We start from the raw sequence: 16,189 nt of genomic DNA, 5'->3' as shown, positions 1-16,189 counted from the left end.
CAATCTGGAATGAATTTTGGCTACGTTACTGTGAACGGAGTGAACAGTAACGATTATTGTGAATTCTTTATGAATAAACTTGTTTTTAAATGTGCAAAGTGTTACAATATTTTGGAAAATGGTGTAACTATTCAGCAGTCACTGTGAAATCGCTGAACAGTTATAGAATGATTATGAACTGCACAAAAAGGAGACATTCCATTGTCTGATAATAAATCAAAAAAAATGCCGGGAATCCTGGCAAGGCTTCGCATGGTCGTGGGGCTGAATATCGGAACGATCATGTTTGGCATCTTATTCATATATATGGCATTCAGTGCCATATTATATTTTACAACTACTCATATTGAGTCCTATCAGGTTACATCAGGACCTTTATCCCGCAACGAAACATATACCGGTCTTGCCATACGTGAAGAAAGTTTATGCAAGGCAGATTCATCAGGCTATATTACTTATTATGCAAGGGAGGGCAGTAAGATCAATGCTTCCGGAGCGGTGTACGGACTTAGTGATACAAAAACAGCTTCTGCTCCGGCATCTCTTGCCCCGGAAGAACTTTCAAAGGTACGGACTGATATGATGAGTTTTTCCAAAGGATTCAGTTCAAGTAAATTTAACAGCACCTACAGCTTTAAATATGAACTGAAGGGAAATATCCTTCAATATGCAGAGTCTGGCAATACCTCATCTGCTCCTCTTACTTCAGATGAGGACGGTGAAGGAAATGACAGTGGTGACAATGACAAAACAGCAGATATTTATCCCGGAAATCAAACTATCTGCCAGTCCCAATCTGATGGCATCGTTTTATATTCCATGGATAATTATGAAGGAAAAACAGTAGATGCTGTAAAGGCAGAAGATTTCGATCAGAATTCTTACCATGAAACAGATTTGAAAACTTCCGACAAGGTAAAAGCAGGAGATGATATTTATACCATTATCACAGATGAACGCTGGAGCCTTCTGATTCCTTTGAGCGACAGACAGGTTGAAAAACTGAAAGACCGTTCTACAATACGTGTCAAATTTTTAAAAGACGATATGACACAAAACGGAGATTTTTCCATTATTACCATAGACGGTGACAAATATGGACAGATTGACTTCAATAAAGGTCTGATTCGTTATGCATCTGACCGTTTTTTGGACATTGAACTTGTAACCAACACAGTTGTAGGTCTGAAAATCCCTCTTACCTCTATTGTAACCAAGGATTTTTATGTGATTCCATCCAGAATGTCCACTACACAGGATAATCAGACAGGTTTTACCCTTTATGAGGGGAAAAATAAAACAACATTTAAAAATGTGAGCATTTACGCAAGCATTGATGATTCATCTGTCTCCAAACTGGCAGTGGACCAAGCAGAACAACCTCAGATTTATTATGTTGACAAGAGTTCATTTAAGGAAGGGGATGCCCTGATCAATACGGATACCGGTGAAAAATATGTGATCGGAGAGACAGATACCCTGGAGGGAGTGTACTGTATTAATAAAGGCTATGCGGTTTTTCGCCGTATTGAAATACTTGATGAGAACGAAGAATATGCTATTGTATCTAAAAACACCACCTACGGTCTTTCCAGATATGATCACATTGTTCGAAACGCTGATCAAGTAAAGGAAGAAGACATTTTATACTAATTAAGGAGGCTTAATATGTTAGCTGATAAACTAAACCTTGTGAAAAAGAATATTGAAGAGGCCTGCGATACTGCAGGGCGTTCTCCCCAAGAGGTAACTCTTATTGCGGTCAGTAAGACCAAACCGGTGGAAATGCTGAAAGAAGCATATGATGCGGGTGCAAGAGTGTTTGGGGAGAATAAGGTTCAGGAGATCGTAAATAAATACGATCAGATGCCATCAGATGTACAGTGGCACATGATCGGACATTTACAGAGAAATAAAGTGAAATATATTATTGATAAAGTATCTATGATACACTCTGTAGATTCTGTCCGCCTGGCAGAGGCCATCGAAAAAGAGGCAGCAAAAAAAGATATCTGCATGCCGGTTCTGATCGAAGTAAATGTAGCAGGAGAGGAAAGTAAGTTTGGCCTTTCAGTCGAAGAGGTATTACCATTTCTGGAAGAAATTTCTTCTTATGAGCATCTTCAGGTAAAAGGACTTATGACAATTGCACCATTTGTAGCAAATCCTGAAGAAAACAGAGAAGTTTTTCAAAAATTAAAGAAATTAAGTGTTGACATTGCGGCCAAAAACATTAATAATGTTAATATGAGCGTCCTGAGTATGGGAATGACAAATGATTATCAGGTCGCAGTTGAGGAAGGGGCCACTATGGTGCGCGTGGGAACGGGTATCTTTGGCGAAAGAGATTACTCAATAAAAGAAGATTAAAATAAGATTGGAGATTAAAATGGGCGTTTTAGATAAATTTTTAGATGCCATCAAATTAAACGATGATTACGATGATGATGGATTCTTAGATGATGATCTGTTAGATGAGGAAGAAGATGATGACTTTCTCGATGACGATTTCGATGAGAAACCAAAGAAGAAATTTTTTGATAAATTCTCTAAGAAAAAAGAATCCGACGATAATGATGACTTCGATGATGTAGAAGAGAAAACAGTAAAGACAGTTCCTAAACAGGCATCTGCTCCAAAACAGACCGTTTCAGCTCCGTCTAAGGTTACGGTCAAACAGGAACGCGCCGAACGCCAGACACGTCCTGCAGCATCTTCCAAGATTACTCCAATGAGAAGCAGCCGCAAATCAAATCAGGGCCCAAATATGGAAGTCTGTGTGATCAAACCTTCTTCTATGGAAGATACGCGTGAGATTGCTGACACTTTAGTAGATAATTCTACTGTTATTTTGAATCTGGAGGGAATTGATGTGGAACTGGCACAGAGGATCATCGATTTCACGTCCGGTGCATGCTATTCTTTAGGCGGCAGCCTTCAGAAAGTATCCAGCTATATCTTTGTACTTGGACCGTACAATGTAGATATTACCGGTGACCTTCAGAATATTCTGGGAGGCTCTGCTCCGTCTGTAAGAGCAGGATATTGATCCAGGATGGAAAAAGACGAATTTTTTCTTAAGAGAATCCGGGAATTGGCAAATCTCTCCTGGCAGAGAGATATCGTTACATTTTCGGATTTTCTTAATTTAAATGAACAGAATATAGTCAGTAGCCTGAAACATCAGTTTCCCCAGATTGTTATGGAGACGTCCGGAGGCTATGAGAATGCGGAGCGTCAGATGGTTGCATTTCATCCTGATGCTCTTGCTTTTACATGGGAATATCCCATCGACTGTCTGAGGATTGAACCAAAGGCTCTTAAATTCTCTGAAGAGCTTTCTCATCGTGATTATCTCGGTGCACTTCTCAATCTTGGAGTAGACAGAAGTGTGATCGGTGATATTGTTGTTCAGAAAAAAGCTGCCTGGTTTTTCTGCCAGAACAAAATGACGGAATTCTTTCTTGAAAATCTGTGCCGGGTCCGTCATACCAATATTCTGATCACAAAAGTGGAGGATTCTGATGAATTTCCACGCCCTGTCCTTGAATCTGTCAGCGGTACCTGCGCTTCGGTACGTCTGGATTCATTGATCTCGCTTGCTTTTAAGACATCCAGAAGCAGTATGGTATCTTATATTGAAGGCGGGCAGGTTTTTGTCAACGGAAAACTGATCACCAGCAACGGATATGAGCCGAAAGATGGTGACATTATATCTGTACGTGGGAAAGGACGGTTCATTTTTGACGGTGTTTCTCACCAGACAAAAAAAGGACGCTGCAGTGTGCGTATTATGCGCTATGTATAAATTTTGTAATAAAAGGAGAACAGGAAAATGGCAGAACAGAAATTACTTGTAAAACGGGAAGGAGATTTCCATTATCCTATTTATTTTAAAAATGACTTTCAGGATCTTGCCGGTGCGATTAGAGAAGAAGGACTTGAAAACCGGAAAATCTGTATTGTGACAGACAGTCATGTTGCACCTCTTTATCATGAGGCAGTTAAATCAGCTCTTCAGGAAATTTCCTCTGAAATATTCTCTTTTGTATTTGAAGCTGGTGAAAAGAACAAAAACCTGAATACAGTACAGGAATTATATAAAACTTTGATTGAGAATGAAATGGACAGAAAAGGTCTGCTGGTTGCGCTGGGCGGCGGTGTTGTAGGTGATCTGACAGGTTTCGGAGCTTCCACTTACCTGAGAGGGATTGATTTTATCCAGGTTCCTACTACGCTTCTGGCACAGGTTGACAGCAGCGTAGGAGGTAAAACAGGTGTTGACTTCCTTCAGTACAAAAACATGGTAGGAGCTTTCCATCAGCCCCGCCTTGTATATATGAATATGAGTACCCTGCAGTCTCTTCCGAATCGGGAATTCACCTGTGGAATGGGTGAAATTCTTAAGACAGGACTGATCTGCGATGAAGAGTTCTTCCGTTTTGTATGTAAGAATCAGCCTGAGATCAGTAAATTGGATCTGAGTATGCTTTCCAGAATGATCCGCAGATGCTGCGAGATCAAGGCAGGTGTGGTAGAGCGTGATCCGAAGGAGCAGGGAGAACGTGCACTTTTAAATCTTGGTCACACAGTCGGACATGCAGTCGAAAAAATGAAAAACTTTCAGCTGCTTCATGGACAGTGTGTTGGAGTCGGTCTGATCGCTGCCGCTTATCTTTCCATGCAGAGAGGATTATTAACAGAAGAAGAATACGAAGAGATCAGAAAAGGGTGCCATTCTTATAATCTTCCTCTTTCTGTTGATTCACTGAATGCCGGGGATGTCCTGGCAGCAACAAAAAAAGACAAAAAAATGGAAGCCGGTCATATTAAATTTATCCTTATGGACGGGATCGGTAAAAGTTTTATAGACAAAACTGTCACAGATGAGGAACTGCTCCAGGCAATCCGGGAGATTCTGATATGACAGCTGTTTCCTCCGTATCTTCATGTATGCACTGGATTAGAGGCTGTATTATTATCCTTTTGCTGACAATCCTGGATCAGGGAAGTAAATCTCTTGTTCTGGCGCAACTGAAAGATCAGCCTGATATCTCTCTCATTCCAGGAGTTCTTCAATTACGGTATCTCGAAAATCGTGGAATGGCCTTTGGATTGTTTGAAGGTAAAATTCCGGTGTTTGTGATTTTGTGCCTTTTGTTTTTTGGTGTATTTATCTATGTATATGCCAGAATCCCGAAAAACAGATATTATCTGCCGCTGTCAGTAACTGCACTGGTAATGGTTTCCGGTGCTCTTGGAAATTTTATTGACAGAGTATGCAGAGGCTATGTTGTGGATTTTATCTATTTTTCACTGATTGATTTTCCGGTATTTAATATAGCTGATATGTATGTGGTATGCAGTGGCATATTACTTGTTATGCTGGTGTGTTTCAGATACAAAAATGATGAAGATTATGACTTCTTAAGAATAAAAAAGGATTAGTATTATGGAAATTCTTAATTATCAGGTTTCTGACGGTCAGTCCGGTATCCGGATTGACCGCTATCTTTCAGAAATGAACGAAGAACTGTCACGTTCTTATATTCAAAAGCTGCTTAAAGAGCAGAAAATAACCGTCAATGGTTCTGCTGTAAAAGCCAACTACAAAGTTCAGGAAGGAGATGAAATCTCCGTAGCAGTTCCTGACATAAAAGAGCCGGATATACTTCCGGAAGATATCCCTCTGGATATTCTTTATGAAGATGATGATGTACTTATTGTAAATAAACCAAAGGGGATGGTGGTTCATCCCAGTGCCGGACATACTTCCGGAACATTGGTAAATGCTATTATGTTTCACTGTAAGGACAATCTGTCGGGGATCAATGGTGTTCTGCGTCCTGGTATTGTCCACAGAATCGATAAGGATACCACAGGTGCACTTCTTGTATGCAAGAATGATAATGCACACCGCAATCTGGCAGAACAGTTAAAAGAGCATTCTATCAGGCGTAGATACCGGGCAATCGTGGCAGGAGTACTGAAAGAAGACGAAGGGACGATCGAAGGTCCCATCGGGCGCCATCCGATTGACCGCAAAAAGATGGCTGTCAACTATAAAAACGGCAAGGATGCTGTCACACATTATAAAGTTCTGGAACGTTTCAAAAATGCCACTTATGTGGAATGCCGTCTGGAAACAGGCAGAACGCATCAGATTCGTGTGCATATGACAAGTATCGGTCATCCACTTCTGGGTGATGAAGTGTACGGTTCCGGTAAGAATCCTTATCATCTGCAGGGACAGACGCTTCATGCAATGATTCTTGGCTTTGTTCATCCATCAACGGGCGAATATATGGAGTTTACAGCTCCTTTACCTGAATATTTCGTTAAATTATTAGAAAAATTACGAAAGTAGTTTGCATTTTTTGGGAAATATTGTATAATATGTCTATCGAATATGTAACAGAAGGGAGTGCAGACTATGAATAGTACGAGTTCAATTATTACAATTGGTCGTGAGTACGGCAGTGGAGGAAGACAGATAGGTCAGGAAGTTGCCAAATATTTTGGTATTAAATGTTATGATAAAGAACTTCTCGAACATGCAGCAAATGAAAGCGGTATCTGCAAAGAACTTTTTGAGAATCATGATGAAAGACCAACTAACAGCTTTTTATATTCTCTGGTTATGGATACCTACTCATTTGGTTATTCTTCTTCAGGATTTACAGATATGCCTATGAACCACAAAGTATTTCTTGCACAGTTTGACGCAATCAAGAAACTGGCCTCCGAAGGTCCATGCGTTATGGTCGGAAGATGTGCAGATTATGCGTTGTCAGAGTATAAAGACTGTTTCAGTGTATTTGTACATGCAGATACAGACTGGAGGATTAACCGTCTTTCACAGAAACATAATAAAACTGCAAAAGAAGCAAAAGACATGATCAATAAGACAGACAAGAGCCGTTCCAGTTACTATAATTACTACACCAATAAGAAATGGGGTGCTGCTTCAAGCTACAATCTCTGCGTAGACAGCAGCAAACTTGGAATTGATGGTGCAGCAAAAGCAATCATTCAGGCAATTGAGATTTTTGATTCCATAAAAAATAAATAGGATTATCTTTTTACAGATACTTTACCACATCCTTGGTAAAGTATCTGTTTTTTGGATGAATTTATAACAGTCTTTTCAATTCATTCCAGATTGCCTGCGGCAATGGAATTTTGGCTTGTATGCCTCGGGATAGTGGTGTATGAACAGTAACAAGACTGCTATAATTTTTTTTAATATATATTAAATTTTCATGACATTTGTCAAAATATATGCTATAATCATACCATGTTAAAAAGGAGGACATTATGAAATTTCGTTGGGACAACCGATATTTACACTGGGGTGTAACCGCTTTTCTGGTAATTGCCGCCAGTATGCTGTTTTATTATGGCATATTTCACATGAAAACCCTGATCGTGGGAATCAAAACTTTTCTGGGAATTATGGCGCCTATTATCTATGGTGTAATCCTTGCTTATATTCTCAGTCCGCTGATCAATCTCTTTGAGCAGAAGCTGATCTATCCGCAGCTGGAAAAGCATAATATTAAGTTACAGAAAAAAGGAAAACGGGCTATTCGATGGGGATGTGTCCTTTTTTCCATGTTCCTGTTCTGGATTATCATTTACGCATTACTGATGATGGTGCTTCCTCAGTTGATCCGAAGTATCATGAGTATTATTTACAGTTTTCCGTACTATATAAAAGTTATTGAAAAGTGGCTCAATTCATTTGTTGAGCATGGATGGAAACTGAATCCTGAAATGCTCGATATGATCAACCAGTACTCTGCAAAAGCACAGGAATATCTTACTACCGATATTCTTCCGCAGATGCAGGATATGCTCAAAAATGTTTCAGCAGGTATTTTTGATATCCTGATCTTTATGAAGAATTTTCTGATCGGTGCCATTGTAGCTTTGTATGTACTTGCAGACAAAGAGAAATTTGTTGCCAAAAGCAAAATGATGGTATATGCTATATTGCCTCATAAATGGGCAAATATGCTTATACGCGTTATGCGTTTTACAGACAAGACTTTTGGTGGTTTCATATACGGAAAACTTCTGGATTCTGCTATTATTGGAATTTTGTGTTATTTTGGAATGTTGCTTTTGGATTTGCCGTATCCAATTCTTATCAGTGTAATTATCGGTGTGACAAATGTCATTCCGTTTTTTGGTCCTTACATCGGAGCCATTCCATGTATTTTGCTTATTTTAGTAGTAGATCCCATAAAAGGTCTGTATTTTGCAATTTTTATCCTGCTTCTTCAGCAGTTTGATGGAAATATCCTTGGTCCGAAAATTCTCGGAGACTCTACCGGACTTTCCAGTTTTATGGTTATTGTTGCCATCATGATCGGGGGCGGTCTCTTTGGGGTTCCGGGAATGATCGCAGGAGTTCCTGTATTTGCCGTACTTTATGCTCTGATCTGGAGACTGATCAATCATTCTCTTAATGACAAAAAAATGCCGGCAGAAGAGGAGACATATATAAATATTGACTGTCTGGATGAACAGACAGGTGAAGTACTTCCTCTTTGCAAGGAAGAAAAACACAAGGTTTCACCGGAAGAACTGGAAGCGAGAAAAAATAATTTCTTTATGAAAATATGGAATCCGCTTTCCGGACTGGTCATAACCATATGGAAATATCTCCTGCGGATTTTAAACATAATATGGGGATACATCAAAAAAGCAGGGATTTTCCTGAAGAACAGATATGTTGAATTAAAGAATAAACGAGAGAAAAATAAGTAAACCTTCACAGTTACAAAAAAACACACACACAGGAGTTACTATGAAGAAAAAAAAGTTATATTTGACAGCTTTTCTTTTGGTTCTGGCACTGGCTCTGCAAGGTGGAATCTTTTCCGGTTTCTCTGTACCGGTTCAGGCTGCAGCAACTTCCAAAAAGCAGACAGGATTTGTGAAAAAAAACGGAAGCTGGTACTATTACGATAAGAACGGAAAAAAAGCTACCGGCTGGTACAAAAGTGCTGCAGGAAATCAGTACTATTTCGGCAAGACCGGTGCAGCCAAAGCCGGAATTCTGACCATCAGTGGAAAGAAGTACTGTTTTAATGAAAAAGGTAAAATGCTTACTACCTGGCAGACAGTAAATGGAAAAACGTATTTCTTTGATGAAAAAAAAGGATATATGCATACCGGATGGGTAACTACAGCTGCAGGGAATAAATACTATTTCTGGAATGACGGGGTGATACGATCCGGTTTCCATAAAGTAAATAATGTATATTACTGCTTTAATGAAAAAGGAAAAATGTATAAAAACTGTTTTCGCAAAAGCGGGAATTCCACCTATTATCTTCAGGCCAATGGCACTATGGCAAAAGGTCGTCTGAAAGTAAAGGGAAGCTGGTATTCCTTTAACAGAAATACCGGTCAGCTGGTCAGAAGCGGATGGTATAAAGAAACAGACGGTTCTTATTATTATGCAGCTTCAAATGGTAAACTTGTCAAAGGCTTCTATAAACCGGATTCCTATTATCGGTATTTCAGGAAATCAGATTGTAAACTGGTTACGGGATGGCAGACGATCAACGGACACAAGTATTATTTTAAGAAAACTAATGGAATCCGTTACGATGATATTATCCTGAAATCGTCATCTGGGAAAAGATATTATTTTGAGTCTGACGGAAAACTTGCCAGCAGTAAGTGGATCACGAAAAAAAGTGCTCATTATTATGCGAAATCAGATGGGGTGCTGGCCTCTGGATGGCTGACAGTAGACGGAAAGAAATATTATATGAACCCTTCTACATGTGAACGTGAAAGTGGGTGGGTTACTGTAGATGGAGAGAAGTATTACCTGAGTTCCTCCACAGGTGCTCTGGTTACAAATCAGTGGATTGATGATAATCATTATGTTGGAGAAGATGGTTCTCTTATTCCTGACTATCAGAACGGAGTTTCTTTTCGGTGGCCTTTAAGCTCCGGTTATTCCTATATCAGCAGTTATTTTGGAAACAGGGAATCTCCGGGAGGAATCGGTTCTACCAATCATAAAGGAATTGACATTCCTGCTCCTACAGGAACACCGATTTATGCGGCAGCATCAGGAACCATTGTTGCCATGCTTTCACCGGCATCGTCAGGCGGTGCCGGATATTATACCAAGATCAATCATGATGGAAAGGGACTTATCACAGAATATATGCACCAGTCTAAATTTAACCCAAATCTGAGTGTAGGAGATAAGGTCAAAAAAGGTGATATCATCGGATATGTAGGAAGCACTGGGAACAGCACCGGTCCTCATCTTCATTTTGGGGTTATGGTTAATGGGGTAAATCAGAATCCTCTGAATTATGTGAAGAGACCGTCATAATTAACCGGTTTCAGCTAGAGCGTGTCTGAAAAATCATTCCCGCAATCTGCACGCCTTAGTACATCGTTTCGCAGACAAGCGAGTGGTATAGTTATTTTCATTTTATAAATATATAAAAAAGGATATATGGTATATGAAGGAAGAATCAGAAAAAACATACACTTATTACAGAAAAGCGCAATATCATGAAACAGACCAGATGGGCATTATCCATCACTCTAATTATGTAAAATGGATGGAAGAGGCCAGGATTGGATATATGAGCCGGATGGGTTTCAGCTATAAGAAAGTAGAAGAGTTGGGAGTGATCTCCCCTGTTGTGGAAATTTCAGTTGCATATAGAAAGCAGGTTTTCTTCGATGATGAAATCCGGATTCGCGTTGGCATTAAGCAGTATAATGGAATTTCTCTGGAATTTAATTATAAATTTTTTAATGCGAGCAGAAATGAAATCTGCACAACCGCTTATTCCAGACATTGTTTTCTAAAAGATGGGAAACTGATCGCTCTCAAAAAAGAGCTTCCGGAATTGAATCGCATTATTACAGATTGTCTGTAAAACTAATGACTTTGGAAAATCACGTATAGTAGTGATCAAATCCCGGTTGGGACAGCCTATAGCGGCTTTTTCGGGAGATGACGTGTACTGGGAAGTTCCGGAAGACCTTCCCCAAATGACGAAACTTATGGTTGACGGAAAAGCCTTGTATATACATCGGGCAAACTACCAGATTATTGACAAAAAATTGCTGTAGAAAGAATTTAAATTGAACGCTAAGTAATTCAATCAATGTTTTTGATATGAAGGCAGAAAAAAGTTATTATTTGATAAATACAAACAATTAGCACGCAAAAATAAATCCGGAAACAATAAATGGATGTACTGGTTGGCAACAATAAGATAACATAAAAACATACGAAAGTAGTATGTTTTTATGTTATCTACATCTATACGACAAACGCGAGTTTTTCATATAGATGTAGGCTGCAGCTGTCTTTGCGCTGTAATCGTTTATTGACAAAGGCATTTTCTCTGCAATTATTAATCATTATCAACTTTGATGATTTATATGTCTTAAATATTCTCAACAATATTCTTAACATTAAGAAGTTATAAAATAATTTTTTTAAGGAGATTTTTTATGGATAAATATATTGATTATTATAATGATAGCAAGAAAGTCACTTACCACGAACAGACCGATATTTCAAATATTTTGAAGCTTCGAGCTGTTTTGAAAACACTGCCTGATTTCTGCAAGGATTATTTTCGTGCTATGGATCCGCTTACTACTACCAAAACACGAATTTCCTATGCGTATGATATCCGAATCTTTTTTCAGTTTCTCCTGGATGAAAATCCTGCCTTTAAGGACTATTCCATGAAAGATTTTACCGTTGATGTTCTGGATCAGCTTAAAGCTATAGATATCGAGGAATATCAGGAATATCTTAAAGTATATAAAAATGGTGATAAAACAGAAACCAATGGTGAACGTGGCCTGAAAAGAAAAATTTCTGCATTGAGAAGTTTTTATGCATATTATTATAAACATGAATTTATCCAGACGAACCCAACTGTTCTTGTAGATGTTCCGAAAACTCATGAAAAAAATATTATACGTCTTGATGCTGATGAAGTTGCCATGTTATTGGAGCATATAGAGCACTGCGGTGATGAGCTTACCGGACAGAAACGTGTTTATTATGAAAAAACCAAGGAGCGTGATCTTGCCATCGTTACTCTCCTGCTTGGTACCGGGATTCGTGTATCTGAATGTGTAGGACTTGATGTTGAAGATGTTGATTTTAAAAATAATGGGATTAAAGTCACCCGAAAAGGTGGAAATGAAATGGTTGTATATTTTGGACATGAGGTAGAAAAAGCTTTGAAAAAGTACTTGGAAGTTCGTAAGAATATCGTTCCTGTAGCAGGGCATGAACACGCTCTCTTCTACTCTACCCAGCGAAAAAGGATTGGCATCCAGGCTGTTGAAAATCTGGTAAAAAAATACGCAGGTGCCATTACGACCACAAAAAAAATCACACCACACAAGCTTCGCAGTACTTACGGTACTACTTTGTATCAGGAAACAGGCGATATTTACCTTGTAGCCGATGTATTAGGTCACAGAGATGTAAACACCACAAAGAAACATTATGCAGCTATGGATGATGCAAGACGTCGTAAGGCGGCCACAGCGGTGCATTTACGTGAAGATTAAAAACATAAAAAGATAAAGTATGAAAAATGACAGATATGTCTTATGTCTGGAGTTTTGTATAGACTTTAAATAACAGACATAAGACATATCTGTCACATACTTGATTCTCGTTTGGGTTATGATATGTTTTCCAGAATTCTATTTACTAACTGTTAAAGCTATTTTTATTTATCAAAATCAGTTTCAAATACGCCTTCCGGAGTACGTATTGTCAGTAACCCAAGATTGAATTCATCATCCATTACAGTAATATGATATTCAAAAATAACATCATCTTCAACCTTGGAAAGTAAAACGTAAGAGCCATTTTCTTTTCCTTCAATTTGGTCGCAGATATCTCCGTAAACCATTTCACCGGAAATTGCTCTTGAATATCCTGCATCTTTAATTTTTTGCTCAATTATTCTGTATAATTCTTCCATATATCTCTCATCTCCTAATATTTATTGTTTTTCCATGATAACAGGTATGCTTACAAAATGCAATAAAAAGGATATCTGCTGAAAATATCTTAACAGGTATCCTTTTTATTTATGTTATGTAGTTTTTAGTATTAATAATAAAAGATGGTTATAAAGCTACACTGATCTTACCATGGAGCGCTTCAGGAATCTCTTCTTTGTCTAAAGATACGCTAATTACAAAAGTAACATTAAATTGTTTACCAATCTCATCTAACTGTTCCAGAGTACCTGTAATGTCTTTATCTTCCAATTTTGCTACCTTAAGGAAACTGTCAAGATAAATCTGCTCAAGATCGTGATCCTGAGAAAGGATACCACAGATAAATCCTACAAATTCATCTGCATTCTTAATAGGGAATCCGGATACATCAATAAGACGTACTTTATTGTTGAGTTCATACATATGTTTTGTGCTCTTGTCTAAGTAGACAATACTTCCATTTGCCTCTTTTACCGCACCATTTACCTTATCTAACAGTACTTTTGTTTTGCCCTTGCCTTTCTTTCCTACAATCAGTTCAACCATGCTGTTTTCCTCCTTAGACACATATAATATTAATTTAGACTAAAAACTTTAATTAATATGTTTTATATTATAGTGCATATTATTCAAAAACACAAGTGGTATTTATATTTTTTTGTGAAATTTTGTTGAAAATATAAAAATTATATGTTTTTACTGGATTTTTGGAGATAATTATCACTATGGAATACTTCTGTTTGATTTCAGAACTCTTTGTATTTTCTTATATCTTCTTATATCTTGGTATGTGTTTGGTGTAAAATTGGTGTAATAAAGCTCTTTTTGACCGTTTCAGAATCAAATTGGTGTAAGCTTATTGTTACAGAACTGTTAATTTTGATGTAAGCTAGCTATTTTTTATCTAAAAATGGTGTAAGATTATTACATTACGAAATACGTCTATTATTTAGCTTCTGAATTTCGTTTGTCAAGCGTTCATCTGTAACATGATTATACAATTCCATCGTCATTTTCATAGAAGCATGACCCATGATATCCTGCAATGTTCTTGGATCAACTCCGGCTTCTGCCATACGAGAGCATGATGTATGTCTCAGGAGATGTGGATGTATATGTGGTAATGGCTCTATTGTTCCACCAAACTTTTTGATATCAGAATTATAATCATCTACAATACGATTCAGAATACGTCCAATAGTTTGTGTGATAAATGGTTTATTTTGCCTGTTAGAAAATACAAAATCCTTATATCCATCTATTTCGATCTCTGTTTTCTTATCCATCTCAATCTGATTTTTCATCTGTTCCATAAGAGCATCCCTTGCGGCATTTGATAATGGAACATTACGAACACCAGATTTAGATTTAGGAGTAAGTATTTGATATTGACAAGCATCTTTTCCTACATTGTTGTATTGTAACTGGTGAGTGATATTTACAAAGCCATGTTCTAAATCTACATCATCCCATGTCAAACCACAAACCTCTCCAACTCTCAGAGCAGTTTCAAGTATAAATACAAACAATGGATAATAATATGCATACTTGCTATTTTTAATGTATGTAAGAAAATTATCCTGCTGCACCATTGTTGATATACTGAACATCAAACTGTGTCAGATGTTCAATGATTAAACAGTTTTTATACCACACCTTAATATTAAGAACATTCGGCACCATTGTTGACACTCTAAGATCAACTTCATCTATGAGTTGGCTCTTACACTCTTCTACTTGTTCACTTAAAGGCTTAATTCCAGAATGTGCCAATGACTTATAATATTCGTTAGCTTCATCATAGGTTGAAAATATATCGCACAAATTATATGGTGGATAACTTATAGCAAAATCGCAGCATTGATCTTCAACCCAAACGATATATTTGCCTTTATATTTTGTCATTACAACATAAGCAGGTATATGATTCTCATTGTACGATGACTCTTCCTCAAAGAATCCATAAACATCACTTTTAATTTCTTCGGTATCTTCCAAATCATCAATATAATCAATGAACTCTGTAATTTTATCTTCCGTATCTAATCCAATTGTCCGAAATTTTTCATTCATATGAATTGATTCTCCTTTTATCTATCCGCATTGAAATCAACAAAAAATATCTGTCTCTCACATTCATCCTTATATTTCGGATATGTATTAGCAATTTTTTCAAGTACCGCAATTTTAACTTCTGGATAAGCTTCTACTGATCCTACTTTTCCATCAATACTGCCAAGAAAATTATCATAACTTACCAAATTATGTCTGATATAGTTTACAATCCAACGATTGATAGTTTCTTCATTGGCTGTATAAGCATTTTTCATATATGGCTCATCAATCCAATCACCATTTAAAGAACATGGATGACATTGATACCACTCTTGTTTTGCTTTTAGTGCCTTAGTCTTTAATTCTTCATCCGATAAAACTTTTATAGTAATTGAATCTATAAACAACTGAACACTATGATTCATATTGCTATACTTAGTTTCGACTGCTTTACTTGCTGATTTCTTACGCTTATTAGCTTTCTCCATAGCATCTTGAAATTCTGATGTTGTCATTACCTGATTAACGGTATCTTCATCCCACAATCTCATAGGAGCAGCCTTTCTATAATGAGGATTCGCTTTCAATACTGGATCTGGAAGAAATTTACTGATTAAACTTTTCGTCCATCCATACTCTTCAATAATTCTTGACTGAGTAATCATTTTATTATCATTCATAATACATAGCTCTCCTTTCTCTCAGTGGACAGATGCAACTCCATCCACTGATATTGATATATATTTCTCTGTGTGTCTTAAAGTTCCACTACATATTTACGTGATGGAATCTCAATCTCTTTATCAAGTTTAATTGACTGATTCACAATCATTCTGAGGACTTTGCAAACATACTCTTCGTCACCTCTGATTTCAGAAGGCTTTATCAGTATCAGATATGGATCAAGTTCATTGGCATGTTTTACAAGAAAATCAGCATATTCTTGTGAAGTAATCGATAAAATGCTACATAAATTAGTAGAAGATTCTGGACTAATGATGGCTATATTATCAGCGTCATTATACGATTTACCCAATTATAATAGGCGCAAATTTTTTAAAGAATTCTCATTATTGCTAGAAAAATATAGCAATTC

The 16,189-nt window shown here is 37.4% G+C and carries 18 protein-coding genes and 1 pseudogene; 13 read left to right on the top strand and 6 right to left on the bottom strand.

Features of this window, described 5'->3' with window-relative positions; genetic code table 11:
* Window positions 1-201: 201 nt before the first annotated feature.
* The 10 genes from LJE11_RS15150 (at window position 202) to LJE11_RS15105 (ending at window position 10,369) form a co-directional block, all read left to right on the top strand.
* Window positions 202-1,653, top strand: a complete 1,452-nt coding sequence (locus LJE11_RS15150; protein ID WP_227296157.1) for an HlyD family efflux transporter periplasmic adaptor subunit — start codon at window positions 202-204, stop codon at window positions 1,651-1,653.
* A 15-nt stretch (window positions 1,654-1,668) separates the two neighbouring features.
* Entirely contained in the window at window positions 1,669-2,370 is a 702-nt protein-coding gene (locus LJE11_RS15145) for a YggS family pyridoxal phosphate-dependent enzyme (RefSeq protein WP_118669853.1), read from the top strand.
* Window positions 2,371-2,389: 19 nt separating this feature from the next.
* Window positions 2,390-3,049 (top strand): cell division protein SepF, encoded by a 660-nt coding sequence (locus LJE11_RS15140; protein WP_118669852.1) that lies wholly within the window; start codon window positions 2,390-2,392, stop codon window positions 3,047-3,049.
* 6 nt (window positions 3,050-3,055) lie between these two features.
* Window positions 3,056-3,808 carry a YlmH family RNA-binding protein gene (locus tag LJE11_RS15135; protein WP_008703137.1) on the top strand — a complete coding sequence of 251 codons (753 nt, stop codon included), beginning with the start codon at window positions 3,056-3,058 and terminating at the stop codon, window positions 3,806-3,808.
* Between the two features lie 27 nt (window positions 3,809-3,835).
* Window positions 3,836-4,927: a 3-dehydroquinate synthase gene (gene aroB, locus LJE11_RS15130; protein ID WP_008703138.1), complete on the top strand. Its 1,092-nt coding sequence runs from the start codon at window positions 3,836-3,838 to the stop codon at window positions 4,925-4,927.
* Window positions 4,924-5,448 carry a signal peptidase II gene (lspA, locus tag LJE11_RS15125; RefSeq protein WP_025578432.1) on the top strand — a complete coding sequence of 175 codons (525 nt, stop codon included), beginning with the start codon at window positions 4,924-4,926 and terminating at the stop codon, window positions 5,446-5,448. Before aroB ends, lspA begins: the two co-directional genes overlap by 4 nt.
* A 4-nt stretch (window positions 5,449-5,452) precedes the next feature.
* Complete coding sequence (locus LJE11_RS15120; protein WP_008703141.1) at window positions 5,453-6,367, top strand: RluA family pseudouridine synthase; 915 nt, start codon at window positions 5,453-5,455, stop codon at window positions 6,365-6,367.
* 66 nt (window positions 6,368-6,433) lie between these two features.
* Window positions 6,434-7,072 carry a cytidylate kinase-like family protein gene (locus LJE11_RS15115; RefSeq protein WP_020993906.1) on the top strand — a complete coding sequence of 213 codons (639 nt, stop codon included), beginning with the start codon at window positions 6,434-6,436 and terminating at the stop codon, window positions 7,070-7,072.
* Between the two features lie 245 nt (window positions 7,073-7,317).
* Window positions 7,318-8,775 (top strand): AI-2E family transporter, encoded by a 1,458-nt coding sequence (locus tag LJE11_RS15110; RefSeq protein WP_022381245.1) that lies wholly within the window; start codon window positions 7,318-7,320, stop codon window positions 8,773-8,775.
* Window positions 8,776-8,815: 40 nt separating this feature from the next.
* Window positions 8,816-10,369, top strand: coding sequence for a peptidoglycan DD-metalloendopeptidase family protein (locus LJE11_RS15105; RefSeq protein ID WP_022381246.1), 1,554 nt, complete (start codon window positions 8,816-8,818; stop codon window positions 10,367-10,369).
* A 10-nt stretch (window positions 10,370-10,379) separates the two neighbouring features.
* On the opposite strand, the pseudogene LJE11_RS20880 reads toward LJE11_RS15105, so the two are convergent.
* Window positions 10,380-10,424: pseudogene (locus LJE11_RS20880) on the bottom strand (DUF6783 domain-containing protein); the annotation flags it as partial.
* A 78-nt stretch (window positions 10,425-10,502) separates the two neighbouring features.
* Between LJE11_RS20880 and LJE11_RS15100 the strand changes: the two are divergent.
* The 3 genes from LJE11_RS15100 (at window position 10,503) to LJE11_RS15090 (ending at window position 12,594) form a co-directional block, all read left to right on the top strand.
* Window positions 10,503-10,928: an acyl-CoA thioesterase gene (locus tag LJE11_RS15100; RefSeq protein WP_118669851.1), complete on the top strand. Its 426-nt coding sequence runs from the start codon at window positions 10,503-10,505 to the stop codon at window positions 10,926-10,928.
* Window positions 10,903-11,124 (top strand): DUF5052 family protein, encoded by a 222-nt coding sequence (locus LJE11_RS20510; RefSeq protein ID WP_081018886.1) that lies wholly within the window; start codon window positions 10,903-10,905, stop codon window positions 11,122-11,124. Before LJE11_RS15100 ends, LJE11_RS20510 begins: the two co-directional genes overlap by 26 nt.
* A gap of 387 nt (window positions 11,125-11,511) precedes the next feature.
* Window positions 11,512-12,594 carry a tyrosine-type recombinase/integrase gene (locus LJE11_RS15090; RefSeq protein WP_055151183.1) on the top strand — a complete coding sequence of 361 codons (1,083 nt, stop codon included), beginning with the start codon at window positions 11,512-11,514 and terminating at the stop codon, window positions 12,592-12,594.
* A 164-nt stretch (window positions 12,595-12,758) separates the two neighbouring features.
* Here the strand turns inward: LJE11_RS15090 and LJE11_RS15085 are convergent, their stop codons facing one another.
* The 5 genes from LJE11_RS15085 to LJE11_RS15065 all read right to left on the bottom strand — a co-directional run bounded on the left by LJE11_RS15085 (window position 12,759) and on the right by LJE11_RS15065 (window position 15,773).
* Window positions 12,759-13,016, bottom strand: coding sequence for a hypothetical protein (locus tag LJE11_RS15085; protein ID WP_118568848.1), 258 nt, complete (start codon window positions 13,014-13,016; stop codon window positions 12,759-12,761).
* A gap of 148 nt (window positions 13,017-13,164) precedes the next feature.
* Complete coding sequence (locus tag LJE11_RS15080) at window positions 13,165-13,584, bottom strand: twitching motility protein PilT (RefSeq protein ID WP_227296155.1); 420 nt, start codon at window positions 13,582-13,584, stop codon at window positions 13,165-13,167.
* 383 nt (window positions 13,585-13,967) lie between these two features.
* A complete protein-coding gene (locus tag LJE11_RS15075; RefSeq protein ID WP_025578421.1) occupies window positions 13,968-14,630 on the bottom strand; it encodes a site-specific integrase in 663 nt (220 codons plus the stop codon).
* Window positions 14,614-15,111, bottom strand: a complete 498-nt coding sequence (locus LJE11_RS15070; RefSeq protein WP_022379980.1) for a hypothetical protein — start codon at window positions 15,109-15,111, stop codon at window positions 14,614-14,616. Before LJE11_RS15070 ends, LJE11_RS15075 begins: the two co-directional genes overlap by 17 nt.
* Window positions 15,112-15,128: 17 nt before the next feature.
* The gene (locus LJE11_RS15065) at window positions 15,129-15,773 is read right to left on the bottom strand and encodes a hypothetical protein (protein WP_119246159.1); all 645 of its coding nucleotides are present in this window, start codon (window positions 15,771-15,773) and stop codon (window positions 15,129-15,131) included.
* Window positions 15,774-16,189: the final 416 nt, after the last annotated feature.

The sequence above is a fragment of the Blautia sp. DFI.1.216 genome (assembly GCF_020594215.1).
GTDB classification, from domain to species: domain Bacteria; phylum Bacillota; class Clostridia; order Lachnospirales; family Lachnospiraceae; genus Blautia_A; species Blautia_A wexlerae.
The sequence above is the reverse complement of the archived record's forward strand: the minus strand, read 5'-3'. Positions and strand labels throughout refer to the sequence as shown.

Coding starts and splice junctions, on each gene's coding strand:
- aroB (WP_008703138.1), top strand. CDS start 3,836: ATGGCAGAACAGAAATTACTTGTAAAACGGGAAGGAGATTTCCATTAT.
- LJE11_RS15100 (WP_118669851.1), top strand. CDS start 10,503: ATGAAGGAAGAATCAGAAAAAACATACACTTATTACAGAAAAGCGCAA.
- LJE11_RS15090 (WP_055151183.1), top strand. CDS start 11,512: ATGGATAAATATATTGATTATTATAATGATAGCAAGAAAGTCACTTAC.
- LJE11_RS15140 (WP_118669852.1), top strand. CDS start 2,390: ATGGGCGTTTTAGATAAATTTTTAGATGCCATCAAATTAAACGATGAT.
- lspA (WP_025578432.1), top strand. CDS start 4,924: ATGACAGCTGTTTCCTCCGTATCTTCATGTATGCACTGGATTAGAGGC.
- LJE11_RS15120 (WP_008703141.1), top strand. CDS start 5,453: ATGGAAATTCTTAATTATCAGGTTTCTGACGGTCAGTCCGGTATCCGG.
- LJE11_RS15080 (WP_227296155.1), bottom strand. CDS start 13,584: ATGGTTGAACTGATTGTAGGAAAGAAAGGCAAGGGCAAAACAAAAGTA.
- LJE11_RS15070 (WP_022379980.1), bottom strand. CDS start 15,111: ATGAATGAAAAATTTCGGACAATTGGATTAGATACGGAAGATAAAATT.
- LJE11_RS15075 (WP_025578421.1), bottom strand. CDS start 14,630: ATGGTGCAGCAGGATAATTTTCTTACATACATTAAAAATAGCAAGTAT.
- LJE11_RS15110 (WP_022381245.1), top strand. CDS start 7,318: ATGAAATTTCGTTGGGACAACCGATATTTACACTGGGGTGTAACCGCT.
- LJE11_RS15105 (WP_022381246.1), top strand. CDS start 8,816: ATGAAGAAAAAAAAGTTATATTTGACAGCTTTTCTTTTGGTTCTGGCA.
- LJE11_RS15085 (WP_118568848.1), bottom strand. CDS start 13,016: ATGGAAGAATTATACAGAATAATTGAGCAAAAAATTAAAGATGCAGGA.
- LJE11_RS15065 (WP_119246159.1), bottom strand. CDS start 15,773: ATGAATGATAATAAAATGATTACTCAGTCAAGAATTATTGAAGAGTAT.
- LJE11_RS15135 (WP_008703137.1), top strand. CDS start 3,056: ATGGAAAAAGACGAATTTTTTCTTAAGAGAATCCGGGAATTGGCAAAT.
- LJE11_RS15145 (WP_118669853.1), top strand. CDS start 1,669: ATGTTAGCTGATAAACTAAACCTTGTGAAAAAGAATATTGAAGAGGCC.
- LJE11_RS15115 (WP_020993906.1), top strand. CDS start 6,434: ATGAATAGTACGAGTTCAATTATTACAATTGGTCGTGAGTACGGCAGT.